This window comes from Pantoea sp. AG702 (assembly GCF_003182295.1).
Taxonomy (GTDB): domain Bacteria; phylum Pseudomonadota; class Gammaproteobacteria; order Enterobacterales; family Enterobacteriaceae; genus Pantoea; species Pantoea ananatis.
The window spans coordinates 641812-661764 of sequence record NZ_QGTU01000001.1 but is presented as its reverse complement, the minus strand read 5'-3'; the positions used below and the strand labels follow the sequence as shown (position 1 = coordinate 661764).

Below are 19953 nucleotides of genomic sequence, written 5' to 3'. Positions count from 1 at the left end.
CGTTGCTACTGTCCTCACTGACGGGATAACTCATGCAATTTACCATCGTTCAATGCACGTCTGATGTTCCGGTGAAAACCGTCACCTTTCATCCCCCCGGCGGCACGATTGGCCGCAGCCAGGATAACGACCTGGTGCTACCGGATGAAGCCCGTTCTATTTCCCGCCTGCAGGCGCTGGTGCACCTGTCAGGCGAAGGCGAATGCCGTCTGACCAATCAGGGCAGCGTCACGCCTGTTGAACATAACGGTGTGGCGCTGAAGCGCGGCGTGCAGGTGCGCCTGAAGCACGGCGACGCCCTGCGCATTGGTGACTACGCCATCGACGTGCGCGATCCGGCAGTTCACGGCGTAAACAGCGATCCCCTGGCGTTTTTTACCGATGCCGCGACGCGAACGAATCCGCTGGATATTCCCGACCATGCCGACGTAGAGGAAGTGGTGGAAGAGCCTGTCGTGAAGCGGCCGGAACGGCGCGGCGACGCGAGGCTGGCCATTGATCCCCAGACCAGCGAAACTTTTCACGTACCCTTCGCCGCTGGAGTGGAGCAGGACAAACTGGTGGCGGCCCTGCTCGACGGCATGGGCCTTAATAACGGCCATAATACGGCTATCAGCGAAGAGCAAATGCGCACCACGGGCAGAATGTTGAGCCTGTTCTCGCAGGGGACGGTTGCCCTGCTGTCATCACGTTCCATTCTGAAACGTGGCGTGAAAGCCGAAATGACGATGATCCTGAACGAGGCAAATAATCCGTTCAAAATCCTGCCTTCAGGCAAAACGGTTCTGATGCAGATGTACCAGAGCCAGATGCCGGGTTTTATGCAGCCCGAGCAGGCCGTGCGCGATGCGCTGGTCGATCTGCAGGCGCACCAGCTGGGCATGATTGCCGGGATCCGCGCGATTATCGCCGCGATGCTGCAGTCGTTTAATCCTCAGGGACTGGAGGAGCAGGCGCGCGCTGACGGTGCCGTATCCAAAACCCCGTTCTCGTCCTTTAAGAAAGCCGCCCTGTGGGACTATTTTACTCGTCGCTACCAGCGCACCGCCGGCGAGATCGAAGACGATTTTCATACGCTATTTGGGGAAGCCTTCCTGCATGCCTACGACATGGAGGTCAATCAGTATAAAGACTCCCAGACGCGCACGGACGACGCATGAATATTGCCTTTGCCAGTCATTGTCAGCAGGGGCTGCGCGATGAGAATCAGGATCGAACCGGTGTGATACTGGATGCGCGCAAAGCCTGCTTTGTCGTGTGTGACGGCGTGGCTGGCCTGCCCGGCGGCGATCAGGCCGCACAGCTGGTATGCGATGTGCTGATTGAACAATTGCAGGATTGCGAGCAGGTTACCCCCGCCGTGACGCATCAGGCGGTGGAAAAGTGCCGTTCAATACTTGAAATGGCCCAGGGTAATAATCCGAATTTTTCCACCATGTGCACCACGCTTGCGGGCCTGTTTATCGACCGCACCCGACAGCGCGCATGGTGGGCGCACGCAGGTGACAGCAGGGTTTATCACTTTCGTCATGGGGTGCTGAATGAGGTGACCCGCGACCACAGCCTGGCGCAAAAGTTGAGCGATGCGGGCTATGAAAATACCGGAATTAACAGTAATTTACTCTATAATGCGCTCGGCATAGAACCCGCTCATCCTGTGACCTTCGCTGACGAAATTTTGCTGGAAGATGGGGATGCGTTTTTAGTCTGTAGCGACGGTTTCTGGCTGAATCTGACCACCACGGAAATGGAACAGGCTCTGCGCATGGTCAATGACTGTGATGAGTGGCTGACGTTAATGGCGCAGGCGGTGAGCCGCGACGTAAAGAAAGACAACCTCAGCGCCCTGGCGGTGTGGATCGGTGAGCCGCAGGATGCCACCCTGCTCTACACGCTGGCTGATTCAGCACGTTTTCTGCCCTCAGGCTATTGATTAAAGGAACTCTATGAAATTGTGGTTGCCCGCTATAGCCACGTTGTTTATGGCCTTTGCTGCGCAGGCGGAAAATTATCGTGTGGTGTATTCACCCAGTCTTGAACTGGAAGTGTACATTGACAATGTTGCGGGCAAAACGCCTGATGACTGGTGCCAGGAAACGCTACCGATCCGTATAGTATCGGGCAAAGACCAGGATTCAGCGATTTTAAAATCCTTTCTGCCGCGCGTGGGCACGCTATTAGCCAACCAGTGTAACGAGCTGGACGTCTTGCCCTGGCAGATGATGGACGGTGAGGGCAAGGTGCTGGCGACCGGCAGCGCCAGCAAGCTGCAGAACTGGCGAATGATCGTGAATACCGATGCAGCCGCTCCGGCACCACGGGCCAGCGCAGCCAGTCCGTCGCGTCCGGCAGACAACACGCCGCTGCAGCATTTCTCTTTACCGAACGGCTGCCGTTTCCGCACCGCGTGGGACGAGCGTGGACTGTCGATATTTGTGCCCGACAAAGGTAAACAGCAGTGCTCATCGGAGGGCTGGCTGGAAGGCAAAAGTGAAATAACCCTGAGCGGTGGCGCGCAGTCACAGACGGTTGCGGTCAGTTTTTACCAGGGTTATCCCCTTGCCAACCTGACGCTCACCGACCAACGCCTGCAAATTGTGGATGTGAATAAACAGCGTATGATTCTGGCCCGATCCGATGCGCCAGACAGTTGGATTGTATTGCCCTTTGATGAACAGCAGCATCTGTGGCGCTTTGACGGAACCTTATTGATCAAAGCCGATCAGGCGACGACACAGCAGGATACTACCGCGCTGGCCTCGCGCATCAGCACCCTGCGCAGCCGCTGGGCAACCGGTTTTACGTCGTCGCAAAAAGTGAATGTGTTACTTGTCGATGCCTTGCGCGCGGATCGGGTCGATCCTGGCGCAGGTGCATGGCGTAACATCAATTAATTACCGCGTAGCCTGACAAGCAGGCCCCGTTCAGAGAGTCTATTATGTCGGCTAATGACAGTCAGAAAACAATACCGAATGCCTTACCTGACGGATATCGTTTTAACGAGTTCGAAATTAAAGAGGTGATTGGCGGCGGCGGTTTCGGCATTGTCTATCGCGCATGGGATCATCAACTTGAACGCACCATTGCGATCAAAGAGTACATGCCTGTGTCGCTGGCGGTCAGAACACAAGACTTATCGCTGGAGCTGCGCGGTGAACGCTTTCAAAAGCTGTTTAACGCCGGTCTGAACAGTTTTATTCAGGAAGCCCGGCTGCTGGCGCGCTTTAATCATCCCGGCCTGCTGCACGTTCTGCGTTTCTGGGAACAGAACGGAACCGCCTACATGGGAACGCTCTACTACAACGGCATGACGTTGAAAGAGTGGCAGATCACCAGCCATGAGGCGATTTCAGAAGCCTGGATTCGCCGCCTGCTGCCGCCGCTGTTAGGGGCGATTAACACCATTCATCAGGCTGGCTATCTGCATCGCGATATCTCGCTGGACAACATCCAGATTCAGGAGAATCAGCTGCCGGTCCTGCTCGACTTTGGCTCCGCCCGTAAAGAAATTGGCAACCTGTCCGACGAAACCGAAATCATGCTCAAGCCGGGGTTTGCACCGATTGAGCAGTACAGCGAAGAAGGTGAAAGCGAACAAGGGCCGTGGACGGATATTTATGCCCTGGGCGCCGTATTACATACGCTGATTACAGGCGCCCCACCGCCGGTCAGCGTGGTGCGCTGCATTGAAGATAACTACCTGCCGCTGGTCACGCGCAAACCGGCAGGTTACTCGCTGCCGCTGCTGCACGCGATTGACTGCGCGCTGATGATGAAGCCCCACGATCGCCCGCAGAATATCGATGAGTTTGCCGCGTTAATTGATTTGCCGGTTAGCGACGTTGAGGCGGTGGTAAACAGCCTGCAACAGCGTAACGACGAGCAGAATAACAGCGAGGCCGCCTCAGCAGATACCGCGCCACCGGTCGTGTTAGCAATGAATCATGGTGCCACGGCGGCAGAACCCGTGACCGGACGTAACGTCCGTCGTCTGTCGCCAGGATTAGTGGCACTGGCCGCTGTGGCGCTGATTGCCGTTGCGGTGGTGGTCTGGATTGAGAATTCGCGCGCGCCAGCGGCGTCCCTCGTTAATAAGGGCCCGTCATCATCGGGCGCCGTAACGGGCACGGTGCCTGCCGGGCTGGCGATGGTTTACCTTAAGCTCACCAACGACGAGCAGGTGGTACTGAACGGCCAGCCCGTTGCAGTACGTGCCAGCAGCAACGGTTTTGCGGTGCTAAACCTGGCCGCCGGGCAGTACCGCATTGACGTACGCGCCGGTAACAGGCTGCGCAGTCAGTCACTGGTGATCGATAAACCCGGCACTTGGCTGATTAATCCCACCAATTAGTGCGCGGCAATACAGGATAAGGGCAGCCTGGCTGCCCGTTTTGCTCAAGGATTTGCTGGCTCAGGCCTGTTTCAGCCAGTCTTGTTGCAACGCACGTACCTGGTGCGCCAGACGGATCAGGTCTTCCTCCTCCATCCCGCGCCGGGTCAGCTCGGCTTCCAGCGAGAACAAATACTGGGCATTCGACCCCAACGGCCCGGTAGCCGCGGCAATCAATGGCGCAACGGCCTGCGGACAGGTGTCATCCTCATACAGCGGGTGACGCGGATCCATAATAAACACCAGCGCGGTCACGCGGCGGCCATCTTCCAGTGAAAGTTCACACCAGGTCGGCAGGTAGCAGCCGGTAATCATTTCTCGCTTCCACAGCAGCGCCAGCTCGTCGTGCAGGCGCGCTTCCGGCAGACGAAAGGCCAGCCCTTGGGTCATTCCGCCCTCTTTCAGCGCCAGCATGCGGCCCGGATGTGCAGCCGTGCCGCGTCCTGCCGTGAGGCGTAAACAGAATGCCCGATGCCAGCCGTCCAGTGACGCCGATGCCACCTCGTCTGCCTCAAATACCGGGTTCCACATCAGCGAACCGTAGCCGAAGATCCATACCGGGCTGTGATCGGGCCGACACGCCAGGGTTGCTGCCAGCGATGCTGCACGCTGTTCACAACTCCACAGGAGTGTTTCCTCGATATCACCAAATGACGTTTTACAATCTGCTTTTAATAAGAATTCCCGGGTTAGCAATGCGACCTCCTCAACGTTCATCACATCCTGTGCAAGTGGCTCCTCTGCTCTGTGACGTTCAACATTCACTGATTCACGCTCTGTTCATTTAACTGACATTAATTATTAACACAATGAGTTGCAAGCAAGAGTCGGAGTAGAAAGTAAAAATCTACTTATATTCCGTTATTAAAAGAAAGGTTAATTACATACCAAAATCTTATTTTAAAAAAATGCTGAGATGTAACAGCTCGTTATCGTGGATTATGGACACTATAATAACGGCTTTTTATTAATAACAAATACGAAACAAATGCGACAGGTCGTTAATATCGGATTGGGCGCATGAGGGACAACGGCGGAGGCTGCCGCGCCCGCGTTGGCAGGCGACATCATTATTGGGGCAGGCGTTGAAGCAGAAACACAGCATCCCGTTCGGGGCGGGATGGGTGAGCGCGTCGGCTGAGCGGATGTTATTTTTTAGGATGCCATTTATCATCATCCCCTTTTTGATATTCATGTTTCACCGCGGCCCAGGCCACCTTATGTGCAACCTCTTCACGGGATTCATCCCCACGGCGATCGTCAGGGTCTTTGTACTCTGTCCATGCGTGGTTAAAAGCCTGCTGGTAGATGTCCTGCGCGTGGGCAGGCAGAACACGTTTAACAGGCTCCGGAAGATCGCTTCGCTTATCGTAGGGCATAGCCACTCCTCAGTTAACAGGGGAATGAATAAGCCTGGCGCAGATGGCCATAAATGCAAACCGGGTTTTATTGTGCCTTCCGCGATTTTTCTCTTCAATGGCAGGTTAATGCCCCCCTTTCACTACCTTTTATGGGGCTAAATGCCAGGATAACCCTGGTAATTGCATCTTCTTCCCCCTGATTTAACAGAGGAAACGTGCGATAAGCGAAAGTTATTCGCCCTTCAAACAAAAAAAGCCTGAAAGTAAAAAGCGGTAAATTTTTACCTTCATTGTGATTGAAAAGTTAAACTGCGTAACCTATAAGTTTCAATGTAATGGTGGGTAAATGAATTACCCCTTTTATTCAGCAGAGAGGATGGTGAATGCCTTCACATGAAAAAACACGTCACAAAGAGTTTTCACTAATACTTCCCCTTATTGCCTTGGGCATACTCTATTTTTTTAGCGCACAAACCTCACTGCCTGTTGTGGTCGGTATTAACTTACTGGCGCTGTTGGCGATCCTCAGCAGCGCCTTCAGCGTCGTGCGCCATGCGGACGTTCTGGCTCACCGTCTGGGTGAACCCTATGGCTCGCTGATTCTCAGTCTTTCGGTGGTGATCCTCGAGGTCAGCCTGATTTCGGCGCTGATGGCCACCGGCGATGCGGCACCGGCGCTGATGCGCGATACGCTTTATTCCATCATCATGATTGTGACCGGCGGTCTGGTGGGCTTCGCGCTGTTGCTGGGTGGAAATAAATTTGCCACTCAGTATGTGAATCTGGCTGGGGTAAAACAGTATCTGATTGCCATTTTCCCGTTGGCGATTCTGGTTCTGGTGTTTCCGAATGCCCTGCCGGGTGGAAACTTCACCACGGCGCAGGCGCTGCTGATCGCTGCGATTTCTGCCGCAATGTATGGCGTTTTCTTGTTGATTCAGACTAAAACGCACCAGAGCCTGTTTATCTACGAGCACGAAGATGAAAGCGATGATGGCGATCCCCATCACGGTAAGCCTTCTGCCCACAGCAGCGTCTGGCACGCTATCTGGCTGATTATCCATCTGATTGCGGTCATTGCCGTAACCAAGATGAATGCCAACCCGCTGGAGCATTTGCTGAGCGAGATGAACGCACCTAAGCAGTTCACCGGTTTCCTGGTAGCCTTATTGATTCTTTCGCCGGAAGGGCTGGGCGCGATAAGGGCTGTATTGATGAATCAGGTTCAGCGCGCCATGAACCTGTTCTTTGGCTCGGTGCTGGCGACCATTTCACTGACGGTGCCCGCAGTCTCCATCATCGCCACCCTGACCGGACAGGAACTGATCTTTGGCCTGGAGCCGCCGCAGATGGTGATTATGATTGCGTCACTGATTCTGTGCCAGATCAGCTTCTCAACCGGCAGGACCAACGTACTGAATGGCGCGGCCCATCTGGCACTGTTTATTGGTTACCTGATGACGATAATGCTGTAATCCACTGATACAAGAAAAAAAGAGCGACTATTCGCTCTTTTTTCTTATCGGCAGCCGCTGGCTTAGTTGCTGGTATCCAGCGCCGGGAAGCTTTTGACCAAATCATCAATCGCTTTCATCTGCACCAGGAAAGGCTCCAGCTTGTCCAGTGGCAACGCCGACGGGCCATCGCACTTAGCACTGTTGGGTTCCGGATGCGCTTCGATAAACAGACCCGCAATGCCCACGGCCATACCGGCACGGGCCAGCTCTGCCACCTGCGCACGGCGCCCGCCCGAGGCGGCACCAAAAGGATCGCGGGTTTGCAGCGCGTGCGTCACGTCGAAAATGACCGGAGAGTTATTGGTCACCTTCTTCATCACGTTGAAACCCAGCATATCCACAACCAGGTTGTCATAGCCGAAGTTACTGCCGCGATCGCAGAGAATGACTTTGTCATTTCCGCCTTCGGCAAACTTATCCACGATATTGCCCATCTGGCCGGGGCTGACAAACTGCGGCTTCTTGACGTTAATCACCGCGCCGGTTTTTGCCATTGCTTCGACCAGATCGGTCTGACGCGCCAGGAAAGCCGGCAGCTGAATCACATCCACGACGTCGGCAACCGGCTGGGCCTGGGATGCTTCGTGAACGTCGGTAATGATTTTCACGCCAAACGCCTGCTTCAGCGCCTGAAAAATCTTCATGCCTTCTTCCAGGCCGGGACCACGGTAAGAGTGAATTGAGGAACGATTGGCTTTGTCAAAAGACGCTTTGAACACGTAAGGAATGCCGAGTTTGTCGGTCACTTTTACATAGTGCTCGCAGATGCGCATGGCGAGATCGTAAGATTCCAGCACGTTCATGCCGCCGAAGAGAACAAATGGCAGATCGTTTGCGACCTTGATATCACCGATACTGACGACTTTCTGTGTCATGCCCTTTCCTTATCTGGGGTGACGCTTAATGCAGCGTCACGCGTTTTTGTTCGATTGCGTGAATCTGAACTTTGATCATCTCGCTGACCGGGTCTTCAGGACACTGTTCAACGAAGTAGGTTAAGTCATTTAACGCGATATGTTCGCACTCAAGCTGAGCGTAAATTAAACCACGATCGCGAATTTCATAGGGATCGTCCGGATCAATTCGCAGAAGTACCTGACTGACGTTCAGGGCCAGCTCCATCTGCTTCTCTTCCATCAGGGCCGCTTTCAGCGTATCCAGCATCTTGCGCATGACGCTCTCGGTTTTGGCTTCGTCCAGATCGTCATCATACAGACGCGCCAGCGGACTGATATTGCCCTTCAGCCACACTTCCAGCGTGTGCGTGTCCAGGGTTTCCCCGTTAAAGGGATTAATCAGCCACTTGTCGCCGTCGAGCCAGTCGGCGCGCAGAATCAGCTGCGTCGGGAAAATCACCGGCATCAGGGGTAATTCCAGTTCAGCCGCGATATGCAGCAGGATCACGCCCAGCGACACCGCCGTGCCCTGACGGGTTTTCAACACTTTATCCAGCCAGAGCGCATCTGACAGGTTATAGACGCCGCTGGCACCGCCAAATTTCCACTGCTTGTAAAACAGCTCCAGCAGCTTTTCGAGCTTTAAATCGGCATCCTGTTCATGACTGACGTAGTCACGGGCTTCAGCCACTAACGCAGCTAACTGTTCTTCAACCGACAACGCCGGGAAATCAGTGCGGATGGCCATCGTGGCACCAATCACTGCCTCACACAGCGGTGTCTCACTGTAATCGAGTTGTTCGGTGGAGCTCATACTATCCCCAGTAACGGCATTTTACTCAGTGCCAGCTTAATGATCGTCACCAGCGCAATCAATGCCACGATAAAGGCGATCCAGCGGGTGCGGTCAGAACGTGGGCGACGGCTTAACGCAACCGACCCAAGGGCAATATAGATAATAACGCCTAACAGCTTCTCAGTCAGCCAGCTTCCCTGAGGCGAAAACGGATAGAAATGGGTGATCATCACCAGCGATGCACCGCTCAGCAGCAACAGCGTGTCATTGACATGAGGCAGGATGCGTACCCAGCGGCGTTGCAGCATCGCAGAGCCTGTGCGCTGCCAGTAAAATCGCAGCAAAAACAGCAAAATAGTTACTGCCACGGTCAGCAGGTGCAGATTCTTGATTAGCGGATAGTAAGCAAACATCGTTCATCCATGTTGTTCTTGAGTATTCTTCAATAGCGCGCTCAGGCCGGGTGCGGGGCTGCCTGCCCAAACGTGACCCGGGGGTTACCGCCATAATCATTCGCCGTCGCCACCGACAGGTAATGATGCTGCTGCATCAAGTGGCGCACGGCTTCGTCCTGCTGCCAGCCATGCTCCAGCAGCAGCCAGCCGCCTGGCTGTAACCAGTTTATCGCCTGCTCGATCAGCAGCCGTAAATCCGCCAGGCCCGCCTCTTCCGCCACCAGCGCACTGCGTGGCTCAAAACGCACATCGCCCTCGTTAAGGTGGCGATCGTTTGCGTCGATATAGGGCGGATTACTAACAATCAGGTCGAGTCTGGCTGGCGTAATCTGCGCAAACCAGTGGCTTTGTATGAAGGTGGCGTTAGGTATGGCCAGATGCGCGGCGTTGCGCTGAGCCAGCGCGACCGCGGCAGGAATGCGATCGACACCGATGACGTCGCAATCCGGACGTTCGCTGGCAATCGCCAGGGCTATCGCCCCGCTTCCGGTGCCCATATCCAGGACGCGTGCGGGTGACTCAGGCAGATGCGCCAGCGCCTGCTCCACCAGTATTTCGGTGTCAGGACGGGGGATCAGCGTCGCGTCGTTCACCTGCAGCGGCAGCGACCAGAACTCCCGCTCGCCGATCAGATGCGCAACAGGTTCGCCCCGGGCGCGACGCGCCAGCAGCACATCTAACTGTTGCAGCTGCGCTTCCGTCAGGAGAGTTTCATCAAACGCCACCAGCCAGCTGCGGGATTTACCGGTCACAAACCCCAGCAAAATCTCTGCGTCTCGTTTCGGACTGTCGCCCCCACACAAGGTGGCGACCGCCTGTTTAAGCCAGTGACGGATATCCATCAATCCTGACCGGCCAGCGCGGCCAGTTGGTCAGCCTGATATTCCTGCACAATAGGTTCAATCAGACTGTCCAGCTTGCCTTCCATGGTTTCATCCAGACGGTAGATCGTCAGGTTGATACGATGGTCGGTGACGCGGCCCTGCGGGAAGTTATAGGTCCGAATACGGTCAGAACGGTCGCCGCTGCCCAGCAGGTTGCGGCGCGTACTGGCCTCAGCTTCGTGGCGTTTTGCCATTTCGGCCGCATGGATACGCGCGCCCAGTACGGACAGGGCTTTGGCTTTGTTTTTGTGCTGAGAACGTTCGTCCTGGCACTCCACCACAATACCGGTTGGCAGGTGGGTAATACGAATCGCAGAGTCGGTGGTGTTGACGTGCTGGCCACCGGCCCCTGAGGAGCGGAACGTATCAATTTTCAAATCAGACGGGTTAATCTCCGGCAGCTCGGCCTCCGGCAGTTCCGGCATCACCGCCACCGTACAGGCGGAAGTGTGGATGCGTCCCTGAGATTCGGTTTCTGGCACACGCTGAACGCGATGGCCGCCTGATTCGAATTTAAAGCGGCCGTAGGCGCCTTCACCCATCACGCGGGCGATCACTTCTTTGTAGCCGCCATGTTCGCCCTCGTTGGCGCTGACGATTTCAACGCGCCAGCGACGTGACTCGGCGTAACGGCTGTACATCCGGAACAGATCGCCGGCAAAAATTGCCGCTTCGTCGCCGCCGGTGCCGGCCCGCACTTCCACAAAGCAGTCGCGCTCATCGTCCGGATCTTTCGGCAGCAGTAACAGCTGCAGCTGTTGCTCCAGGGACTCACTTTTTTCCCGTGCTTCAAGAAGCTCTTCCTGCGCCATATCGCGCATCTCAGGATCGTCGAGCAACATTTTGGCGGTTTCGATATCGTCCTGGTTCTGCTGCCAGTCGCGGAAGCAGCGCGTGACATCGGTCAACTGAGCATATTCACGCGACAAAGCACGAAAGCGGTCCTGATCGGCAATCACGCCGGCATCGCCCAGCATCGCTTCCACTTCTTCGTGGCGCTCCTGCAGCGCTTCCAGTTTAGCAACAATAGAGGTTTTCATTTAACTGTGGGATTCCCGTAACAGATGACGACAGCAGTGTGCCTAATCGAGACCCAGGCTGTCGCGTAAAATCTGCAGGCGTTCGCTATCGCCGTCGCGGGCGGCCTGCTGAAGAGATTTGGTTGGAGCATGAATCAAACGGTTGGTCAGCTTATGGGCCAGTTCCTGCATGACTTTCTGCGGATCTGCCCCCTGCTGCAGCGCCTGGAGCGCACGGCCTTCCAGCTCAGCGCGAATATCGTCTGCCTGCGAGCGGTACTCACGAATGGAGTTAACCGCGCCTTGCGAACGCAGCCAGGCCATAAAATCGCTGCATTCCTGCACCACAATGCTTTCGGCCTGCACCGCAGCGGCTTTACGCTGGGCAAGGTTTTGCTCAATGATGGCCTGCAGATCGTCAACGCTGTAAAGATAGGCGTTGGCTAATTTGCCCACTTCCGGCTCCACATCGCGGGGAACCGCAATATCCACCAGCAGCATCGGCTGATTACGACGCGCTTTTAACGCGCGCTCCATCATGCCTTTACCGATGATCGGCAGCGGGCTGGAGGTGGAGGTAATCACGATGTCGGCATCGGCCAGGCGGGAATCAATATCGGCCAGGCTAATCACTTCCGCACCGACTTCGTTAGCCAGCAGTTCCGCACGTTCACGGGTACGGTTCGCAATGATCAGCTTTTTCACCTGATGCTCGCTGAGATGACGGGCCACCAGTTCGATGGTTTCTCCCGCGCCCACCAGCAGCACGTTCACCGTGGACAGCGACTCGAAGATTTGACGAGCCAGCGTACAGGCGGCAAAGGCCACGGAGACAGCATTGGCGCCAATTTCGGTTTCGGTACGGACGCGTTTGGCCACCGAGAAGGTTTTCTGGAACATGCGTTCCAGCTCGCTGCTCAGCGCATGACCACGCTGAGAGTCGGCAAAGGCTTTTTTGACCTGCCCCAGAATCTGGGGTTCACCCAACACCAGCGAGTCCAGCCCGCTGGCTACGCGCATCAGGTGGCTGACCGCCTCATTATCCTGATGCCAGTAGAGGCTGTTGCGCACGTCCGCTTCATCAAGCTGATGGTATTCACACAGCCAGCACACCAGACGTTCCTGAAGATCGACCTGTTGCTCTACACTGAGGTACAGCTCGGTTCGGTTACAGGTAGAGAGCACGACGCCGCTCTGCACCATAGGCTGGGATAACAGGCTGTTTAAGGCCTGCTCCAGCGACTCCGGCCCGAACGCAACGCGTTCGCGCAGAGCAATGGGTGCAGTTTTGTGATTGATTCCGAGTGCGAGCAGCGTCATAGCGTTTTAGGTTGGGTTATCCCAATAAATGTCAGGGTTTTGTGAAGCGCATTCTACAAGATGCAGCAGATCAAGAAAAGCCATACAAAGGCTATGACTGTAATAAGATTAAGCCGATCATAGCGTTTTTGCCGTATAAGAGCATTGACGGTTAAAACGCGGATGGTTAGCGTTACCTGTTATCAATTAAAAATGTGTCCGAGGAGATGACCACTTGATGCTGACTTCTACACGCAACCTGTTGCGCCTTTTACCCCTTGCCAGTGTTCTGCTGGCTGCCTGTAGCATCAATAAACCACAAGGTCCTGGCCCGAGCGTCACCGCGCCACAGTGGCAACAGCATCAGCAAGCCGTCAGCCACGTGACCCAGTATCAGACGCGCGGCGCGTTCGCCTATCTGTCGGATAAACAAAAAGTCTATGCCCGCTTTAACTGGCAGCAGACCGCGGCCGACCGCTATCGCCTGCTGTTAACCAACCCGTTAGGCAGCACCGAGCTTCAGCTGGATGCTCAGGGTTCAGTGGTGCAGATTGTGGACAACAAAGGCAAACGTTATGTAAGCAACGATGCGCAGAAGATGATTTCGCAGCTGACCGGCATGGATATCCCGCTGACCAACCTGCGCCAGTGGATGATGGGCCTGCCGGGCGATGCGACCGATTACCAGCTCAACGATCAGTACCAGCTAAGCAGCCTGACCTACAAGCATGACGGCCAGACCTGGCAGGTGACCATTGCTGACTATGACAACAAGGTCAATCCACCGCTTCCGGCCAGCCTGGAGTTAAAAGAAGGCGATCAGCGTATTAAATTACGTATGGATAACTGGACGCTGAAATGATGACCACCTGGCCTGCTCCGGCAAAACTGAATCTGTTTTTGTACATCACCGGTCGTCGGCCTGATGGTTACCATAATCTGCAAACCCTGTTTCAGTTTCTTGATTATGGCGACAGCCTGACAATCACGCCCGACACGAGCGATGAGATCAGGCTGTTAACGCCGGTGCCTGGCGTGCCGGATGCGCAAAACCTGATTGTCCGGGCGGCAGAGAGCCTCAAGGCGGCGGCGCGTGAAAACGGCAGCCTGCCTGCCAGGGCTGGTGCGCGCATTGCCATTGAAAAGCGTTTGCCCATGGGCGGCGGGCTGGGCGGCGGCTCGTCGAATGCCGCCACCGTGCTGGTTGCGCTAAACCACCTGTGGCAGACCGGCTTTTCCCCTGAGGCGCTGGCGGAGCTGGGCGTGAAACTGGGTGCCGACGTCCCGGTTTTTGTTAAAGGCTATGCCGCCTTTGCCGAAGGCGTCGGTGAGGTGCTTTCTCCAGCATCGCCTGCAGAAAAATGGTATCTTGTTGCCCATCCAGGCGTCAGCGTGGCCACGCCGGTGGTCTTCAACGATCCGGCGCTTACCCGTGACACGCCCGTGCGCAGTTTATCAGCACTTTTACAGGCTCCGTTCGTCAACGATTGCGAATCAGTAGTAAGAAAACGTTTTCGTGAGGTTGATGAGCTTGTTTCATGGCTGCTAGAATACGCGCCGTCGCGCCTGACGGGAACAGGTGCTTGTGTGTTTGCTGAATTTGACACCGAGCATGCTGCTCGCCAGGTGCTGGAACTTGCCCCACCATGGGTGCGCGGTTTTGTAGCTCGAGGCCTTAACGTCTCGCCGTTACAGCGTACTCTGCAAGGCGATTAGCGATAGCGTGACTGTGTCACCCTGTTCCAGACACAGCACGTTTCGCACTCACATACCCGTGTGAACGTTCACGACAGTATTCGCCGGTTACTGTCATGACGTTCATTCTCTGGACGCAAAGCCTGAGGTTCTTCTCGTGCCTGATATGAAGCTTTTTGCTGGTAACGCCACCCCGGAACTAGCACAACGTATTGCCAACCGCCTTTACACCAGCCTGGGAGACGCCGCCGTTGGCCGTTTCAGTGATGGCGAAGTAAGCGTACAGATTAATGAAAATGTACGCGGTGGTGATATTTTCATCATCCAGTCCACCTGTGCTCCCACCAATGATAATTTGATGGAACTGGTCGTGATGGTCGACGCGCTGCGTCGTGCTTCAGCTGGTCGTATTACCGCTGTTATCCCCTACTTTGGTTATGCCCGCCAGGACCGCCGCGTGCGCTCCGCCCGCGTGCCTATTACGGCTAAAGTAGTGGCTGACTTCCTTTCCAGCGTCGGTGTTGACCGTGTTCTGACGGTTGACCTGCACGCCGAGCAGATCCAGGGCTTCTTTGACGTCCCGGTTGATAACGTATTCGGCAGCCCGATTCTGCTGGAAGATATGTTACAAATCGGTCTGGAAAACCCGATTGTTGTGTCTCCGGACATTGGTGGCGTAGTGCGCGCTCGTGCCATTGCCAAACTGCTGAACGACACCGATATGGCAATCATCGATAAACGTCGCCCGCGTGCGAACGTTTCTCAGGTCATGCATATCATTGGTGACGTTGCGGGCCGTGACTGTGTGCTGGTCGACGACATGATCGACACCGGCGGCACACTGTGCAAAGCCGCAGAAGCGTTAAAAGAGCGCGGTGCCAAGCGCGTGTTCGCTTACGCTACGCACCCTATCTTCTCTGGCAATGCGGTGGAAAACCTGCGTAAATCTGTTATCGATCAGGTTATCGTCTGTGACACCATCCCGTTATCAGAAGAGATGAAGTCGCTGCCAAACGTCCGTACCCTGACGCTGTCAGGTATGCTGGCCGAAGCGATTCGCCGCATCAGTAACGAAGAGTCCATTTCGGCAATGTTCGAACATTAATCTTCGCAGGCCGGGCATTATGCCCGGCCTTTTCTTTTGTCTCCTTCTTATTCCCTCCGACAAAGCTGCTTGGTTTTCAGAAATTTTCATTATGAGTGACCTCAGTTATTGTCACGATCACTACGAAAAACTCTTTCGCTGAAATTATGTTATCTGGCCTTTTGCCTTTTTGAGTTGAGTGGTAATTTGCCCGCACTTTTTATTGCGATCGCCGCCCACTATGAACCTCGACGTCTTTACGTTATTTATTTGCGAACTCTACGTACTGGGGTTTATGAGCCTGATTATGATCTTTGCCTGGGTCGGATCTCACTATGACCGCATTCTGGGCTATGTCTGTGTCGCCATCGTGCTCACGCTTGTTGCCTTTTTTCTCAGCAGTTTGCGCAGCAGGGGCGACCAGTTCTTACCGGTGGCCGTAAGCAACGTATTAGTGATGCTGGCCTACGGGGGGTTATTTAGCGCTTTTCGCACATTCTGTGGTAAATCCCCAGGCATGACCGGCTTAGCAGGAGCGGCACTGTGGTCTCTGCTCTGCCTGTTTCCGACCTTTTATTACAGCTTATCACTGCGTGTTTTGGTGCTCTGCCTGCTTTGCATCGCCTATACCGCCGCACTCATTTATCTGCTCTGGCTGGCACGCCGTGATATGAATACCACCTTTTGGCCCGCACAATTATTGCTCTGGACTCACCTGCTTTTTCACGTCGCCCGGTTATTTCTGGATAACACCCGTCCTGTTGGCATACAGGGGGCGATCAGCGGTTCTGACTTTTCGATCTACGTGATTCTGGAATCCATGCTTTTCGTGATTGGCTTCACCGTCACCATATTAGCTATGGTGAATGAACGCACCCGTAATGCACTTAAGGACGCCTCGCTTCATGACCCGCTAACCAATATCTGGAATCGTCGTGCACTGTTTTCCGGCGCGGACGCTATGATCCGGTTTTGCCTGAAGCAAAACAAAGCGCTGACGGTGGTGTTATTCGACCTTGATCATTTTAAAGGGATCAATGACCGCTACGGGCACCAGCAAGGGGATCGGGTGTTAATTGATTTTTGTAACAGGGTCTCGGGAACGCTGCCACAGGATGGCCGCTTTGCAAGACTGGGCGGTGAGGAGTTTGCAGCGCTGCTGCCGCTCAGCTTTGAGCAAGCCCGCGTGTGGTGCGAACAGGTACGCCAGACCGTTCAGCATTCGCGTCCCGGTCAGATCGCCTATTCAGTCAGTATCGGTTTTGCGACTGTAGATAACGGCGAAATAGATTTTGGTCAACTGATGGCTCTGGCGGATAAAGCACTCTATCGCGCCAAAGCCAAGGGCAGAAATCGGACAGAACCTTACCTGGTTATGTCAGAAAATCTAATGTGACGAATGATGGGTGCGGCGACAGCGTTTATCGCCATAATGGCGCACCCAGTAATAGCGATCTTCTACTTTTTCACGACCGCTAATACAGGCGCCTACCAGCCATAACAGTGCGCCAAAGAAAATGCCGAACATCGCGCCCTGAGCCAGCATCTGTGGTAAATCAAGCGAAGGCAGCTGGTTGATAATCGAAAAACCGATGCCGAGAAGCATGGTCACGAGTCCAATTCCCATCAAGGCATTACCTGCCATGCGTGAGTGATGACGTTTCATCTTTCACCTCCTTTATGCGCGGTCGGATGAGCGCACACAATGTTAAACTGATAGTAGTGTAGGCAATGCCCTCAGGCTAATTTGTGCACTAACTCACATAAAGGCCAGATGATTTGTGACCAATACGTTATTCCAGTTTATTGATTTAGATGAAAAATAATTAATCACTGACACTAATAATTTCCCCTGCGCGGTCTTTGTGATCCGCGTCGCGGCACAGTAAACTATCGCCCTTGAGTTATTACAGCAGGATATTCCTTGTGAGCAGCATAAAACTGATTGTGGGCCTGGCGAATCCCGGCGCGGAATATGCCGCCACGCGCCACAATGCGGGTGCCTGGTATCTGGACTTGCTGGCTGAGCGTCACAATCAGTCGTTGAAAGAAGAAGCCAAATTTTATGGCTATACGGCACGACTGGCTTTAGCCGGTGAAGACGTGCGCTTGCTGGTGCCGACCACGTTTATGAATCTCAGCGGCAAAGCCGTGGCAGCCATGGCGACCTTCTATCGCATCGCGCCGGAAGAGATCCTGGTGGCCCATGATGAACTGGACCTTCCCCCTGGCATCGCCAAATTTAAACAAGGCGGCGGACATGGCGGGCATAACGGCCTGAAAGACATTATCAGCAAGCTCGGCAACAACAATAACTTTCACCGCCTGCGGATTGGCATCGGCCATCCCGGCGATCGCAATAAGGTCACCGGCTTTGTTTTGGGCAAGCCCCCAGCCAGCGAGCAAAAACTGATTGATGATGCCATTGACGAGGCGGCGCGCTGCACCGAACTGTGGCTAAAGGAAGACCGCATCAAGGCGATGAACCGCCTGCATGCCTTTAAGCCTGTCTAATCGCCCAGATTGTCGCGAATCTGTGTATAATGCGCGAAAATTATCTTACGTTTCCGGCGGAGCCTGCTAATGGCTCTGCCCATACAGCTATAAAGGGTACTAAACCATGGGATTCAAATGCGGTATCGTGGGCCTGCCAAATGTCGGTAAATCCACTCTTTTTAACGCGCTGACTAAAGCGGGTATTGAAGCGGCTAACTTCCCCTTCTGCACGATTGAACCCAATACTGGCGTCGTCCCTATGCCAGACCTGCGTCTGGATCAGCTGTCTGAGATCGTTAAGCCGCAGCGCGTAGTGCCCACCACCATGGAATTCGTTGATATCGCCGGCCTGGTAAAAGGCGCCTCCAAAGGTGAAGGCCTGGGCAACCAGTTCCTGACCAACATCCGTGAGACCGAAGCGATTGGTCACGTGGTGCGCTGCTTCGAGAACGACAATATCATTCACGTGAATAACAAAGTCGATCCGGCTGATGATATTGAAACCATCAACACCGAGCTGGCGCTGGCGGATCTGGACACCTGTGAACGTGCTCTGCAGCGCGTACAGAAGAAAGCCAAAGGCGGCGATAAAGACGCTAAAGCAGAACAGGCCGCACTGGAAAAATGCCTGCCGCATTTAGAAAATGCGGGCATGCTGCGCGCGCTGGATCTGACGGAAGAAGACAAGGCCGCCCTGCGTTACCTGAGTTTCCTGACGCTGAAGCCCACCATGTACATCGCCAACGTCAACGAAGACGGTTTTGAGAACAACCCCTATCTGGATAAAGTGCGCGAAATTGCGGCTAAAGAAGGTTCTGTTGTGGTGCCCGTCTGCGCCGCCGTTGAGTCCGACATCGCCGAGCTGGAAGATGAAGATCGTGATGAGTTTATGGCCGAGTTGGGCATTGAAGAGCCAGGCCTGAACCGCGTGATCCGCGCCGGTTACTCCCTGTTAAACCTGCAAACCTATTTCACCGCTGGCGTGAAAGAAGTTCGCGCATGGACTATCCCTGTCGGTGCCACCGCGCCACAGGCAGCCGGTAAAATCCATACCGACTTCGAGAAGGGCTTTATCCGCGCGCAAACTATCGCGTTTGAAGACTTTATTGCCTATAAGGGCGAGCAAGGCGCGAAAGAAGCAGGCAAGATGCGTTCAGAAGGCAAAGAGTACATTGTTAAAGATGGCGATGTGATGAACTTCTTGTTTAACGTCTAAATAAAATTGGTTGTCTCATGAGATGTCAGAAAATCTCATGAAACTCTCAAAACCCTCTAAAATCCACGCAACTGCGTGGATTTTTCATAGTATCTTAAATTGATTTTACAAACGCATGATAAAGAAAAAGCGTAAGTAACTTCCTCCACACGATCTACCTCCTCCCAAGAGAAACACCGAAATGATAGCGACCGTAGCAAGTTATAAGTAAGCATTTATAGAAATCCTGAAAGGATTCTTTAAGGTGTAGAGTTCAATACGGTTGCTCCAATAAGAGAGGTCAGAAGTGGTATTCGCCATGCTGCTATCCTACTACGCTTAACGAATACGACTGTTTCTTCGCATTCGCAACAACCATCTGGCATTACTCAGCCTGGTAAAGACGTCCCTCGCCCGACCTCGCCTTCCGCCACACTTCATCATCCGTCAGTTCAGTCTGGATGAGTTCAATCGGCACGCCAGCATCGTTGTTAATCATCGCAACAAAAAAGCCGTCTATCGGCTCATATGGCCCAAGTATAACTTCCTCATCGCGAATGGCCTCCAGGAGATCGGCCACCTTAAATGCCACATGTGGCACAGTACGGATCAGATGATGCAAAGGTGAATCGGCTTCAAAACGGTGCCACTGCACCCGGAACAGGCCTGGGTTGTCGGCGGTGTACATGCCGGCACGTTGACTGTAACTGCCGTCTTGCAGGCCATCACTGACTGGAATCCCTAAGTGGTGAAAATCATACTGCAGGTGTTTTTTCAACGTTGTACTCCTGAGGGTTAATGTCTGTCAGACGGATAGGGTAACAAGCCAGTAATGATCAGCTGCATTTTCGCGCCATCAGACTCAC

21 protein-coding genes are annotated in these 19953 nt (G+C 54.3%); 11 read left to right on the top strand and 10 right to left on the bottom strand.

Annotated elements, in window-relative coordinates; all coding sequences use genetic code 11:
• The first annotated feature begins 32 nt into the window (after window positions 1-32).
• From tagH to DFO57_RS03190, 4 genes are read left to right on the top strand one after another with little or no spacing between them, the layout of a single operon-like run.
• The gene (gene tagH / locus DFO57_RS03205) at window positions 33-1160 is read left to right on the top strand and encodes a type VI secretion system-associated FHA domain protein TagH (protein WP_013025535.1); all 1128 of its coding nucleotides are present in this window, start codon (window positions 33-35) and stop codon (window positions 1158-1160) included.
• Window positions 1157-1933, top strand: a complete 777-nt coding sequence (locus tag DFO57_RS03200; protein WP_013025534.1) for a PP2C family serine/threonine-protein phosphatase — start codon at window positions 1157-1159, stop codon at window positions 1931-1933. Before tagH ends, DFO57_RS03200 begins: the two co-directional genes overlap by 4 nt.
• A gap of 13 nt (window positions 1934-1946) precedes the next feature.
• Window positions 1947-2894 carry a hypothetical protein gene (locus DFO57_RS03195; RefSeq protein WP_110015065.1) on the top strand — a complete coding sequence of 316 codons (948 nt, stop codon included), beginning with the start codon at window positions 1947-1949 and terminating at the stop codon, window positions 2892-2894.
• A gap of 44 nt (window positions 2895-2938) precedes the next feature.
• Window positions 2939-4351 carry a serine/threonine-protein kinase gene (locus DFO57_RS03190; RefSeq protein ID WP_013025532.1) on the top strand — a complete coding sequence of 471 codons (1413 nt, stop codon included), beginning with the start codon at window positions 2939-2941 and terminating at the stop codon, window positions 4349-4351.
• A gap of 60 nt (window positions 4352-4411) precedes the next feature.
• Here DFO57_RS03190 and DFO57_RS03185 read toward each other — a convergent pair whose 3' ends face one another.
• Window positions 4412-5086 (bottom strand): gamma-glutamylcyclotransferase, encoded by a 675-nt coding sequence (locus tag DFO57_RS03185; protein WP_024472169.1) that lies wholly within the window; start codon window positions 5084-5086, stop codon window positions 4412-4414.
• A gap of 452 nt (window positions 5087-5538) precedes the next feature.
• Window positions 5539-5769: a putative cation transport regulator ChaB gene (chaB, locus tag DFO57_RS03180; RefSeq protein ID WP_014605995.1), complete on the bottom strand. Its 231-nt coding sequence runs from the start codon at window positions 5767-5769 to the stop codon at window positions 5539-5541.
• Between the two features lie 365 nt (window positions 5770-6134).
• Here chaB and chaA point away from each other — a divergent pair, with 365 nt between their 5' ends.
• Window positions 6135-7226, top strand: a complete 1092-nt coding sequence (chaA, locus tag DFO57_RS03175) for a sodium-potassium/proton antiporter ChaA (RefSeq protein WP_013025529.1) — start codon at window positions 6135-6137, stop codon at window positions 7224-7226.
• 62 nt (window positions 7227-7288) lie between these two features.
• Here chaA and kdsA read toward each other — a convergent pair whose 3' ends face one another.
• Genes kdsA through hemA form a run of 6 tightly spaced genes read right to left on the bottom strand, consistent with a single transcriptional unit; the run spans window position 7289 to window position 12638 of the window.
• Entirely contained in the window at window positions 7289-8143 is an 855-nt protein-coding gene (kdsA, locus tag DFO57_RS03170; RefSeq protein ID WP_013025528.1) for a 3-deoxy-8-phosphooctulonate synthase, read from the bottom strand.
• Window positions 8144-8168: 25 nt separating this feature from the next.
• On the bottom strand, window positions 8169-8978 hold the full coding sequence (gene sirB1 / locus DFO57_RS03165; RefSeq protein ID WP_014593560.1) for an invasion regulator SirB1: 810 nt from the start codon (window positions 8976-8978) through the stop codon (window positions 8169-8171).
• Complete coding sequence (locus tag DFO57_RS03160) at window positions 8975-9373, bottom strand: SirB2 family protein (protein WP_013025526.1); 399 nt, start codon at window positions 9371-9373, stop codon at window positions 8975-8977. The genes sirB1 and DFO57_RS03160 overlap by 4 nt, the downstream gene beginning before the upstream one ends.
• Window positions 9374-9414: 41 nt before the next feature.
• Window positions 9415-10257 carry a peptide chain release factor N(5)-glutamine methyltransferase gene (gene prmC / locus DFO57_RS03155; RefSeq protein WP_064352580.1) on the bottom strand — a complete coding sequence of 281 codons (843 nt, stop codon included), beginning with the start codon at window positions 10255-10257 and terminating at the stop codon, window positions 9415-9417.
• Window positions 10257-11339: a peptide chain release factor 1 gene (gene prfA, locus DFO57_RS03150; RefSeq protein ID WP_013025524.1), complete on the bottom strand. Its 1083-nt coding sequence runs from the start codon at window positions 11337-11339 to the stop codon at window positions 10257-10259. Before prfA ends, prmC begins: the two co-directional genes overlap by 1 nt.
• A 42-nt stretch (window positions 11340-11381) precedes the next feature.
• Entirely contained in the window at window positions 11382-12638 is a 1257-nt protein-coding gene (gene hemA / locus DFO57_RS03145; RefSeq protein ID WP_110015064.1) for a glutamyl-tRNA reductase, read from the bottom strand.
• Between the two features lie 217 nt (window positions 12639-12855).
• Here hemA and lolB point away from each other — a divergent pair, with 217 nt between their 5' ends.
• The 4 genes from lolB to DFO57_RS03125 all read left to right on the top strand — a co-directional run bounded on the left by lolB (window position 12856) and on the right by DFO57_RS03125 (window position 16792).
• Complete coding sequence (lolB, locus tag DFO57_RS03140) at window positions 12856-13479, top strand: lipoprotein insertase outer membrane protein LolB (RefSeq protein ID WP_014605999.1); 624 nt, start codon at window positions 12856-12858, stop codon at window positions 13477-13479.
• Window positions 13476-14333, top strand: a complete 858-nt coding sequence (ispE, locus tag DFO57_RS03135) for a 4-(cytidine 5'-diphospho)-2-C-methyl-D-erythritol kinase (protein ID WP_029568703.1) — start codon at window positions 13476-13478, stop codon at window positions 14331-14333. Before lolB ends, ispE begins: the two co-directional genes overlap by 4 nt.
• A 136-nt stretch (window positions 14334-14469) precedes the next feature.
• The gene (gene prs / locus DFO57_RS03130) at window positions 14470-15417 is read left to right on the top strand and encodes a ribose-phosphate diphosphokinase (protein ID WP_006118899.1); all 948 of its coding nucleotides are present in this window, start codon (window positions 14470-14472) and stop codon (window positions 15415-15417) included.
• Between the two features lie 220 nt (window positions 15418-15637).
• Window positions 15638-16792, top strand: coding sequence for a GGDEF domain-containing protein (locus DFO57_RS03125; protein ID WP_110015063.1), 1155 nt, complete (start codon window positions 15638-15640; stop codon window positions 16790-16792).
• On the opposite strand, the gene ychH is transcribed toward DFO57_RS03125, so the two are convergent.
• A complete protein-coding gene (ychH, locus tag DFO57_RS03120) occupies window positions 16784-17062 on the bottom strand; it encodes a stress-induced protein YchH (protein WP_013025519.1) in 279 nt (92 codons plus the stop codon). The two genes, DFO57_RS03125 and ychH, sit on opposite strands and share 9 nt — an antisense overlap.
• Window positions 17063-17322: 260 nt before the next feature.
• Between ychH and pth the strand changes: the two genes are divergently transcribed.
• Together pth and ychF are read left to right on the top strand one after the other, a co-directional pair.
• Entirely contained in the window at window positions 17323-17910 is a 588-nt protein-coding gene (gene pth, locus DFO57_RS03115; protein ID WP_014606001.1) for an aminoacyl-tRNA hydrolase, read from the top strand.
• A gap of 106 nt (window positions 17911-18016) precedes the next feature.
• On the top strand, window positions 18017-19108 hold the full coding sequence (gene ychF, locus DFO57_RS03110; protein WP_013025517.1) for a redox-regulated ATPase YchF: 1092 nt from the start codon (window positions 18017-18019) through the stop codon (window positions 19106-19108).
• A 364-nt stretch (window positions 19109-19472) separates the two neighbouring features.
• On the opposite strand, the gene DFO57_RS03105 is transcribed toward ychF, so the two are convergent.
• A complete protein-coding gene (locus DFO57_RS03105; protein WP_110015062.1) occupies window positions 19473-19865 on the bottom strand; it encodes a hypothetical protein in 393 nt (130 codons plus the stop codon).
• Between the last annotated feature and the right edge of the window lie 88 nt (window positions 19866-19953).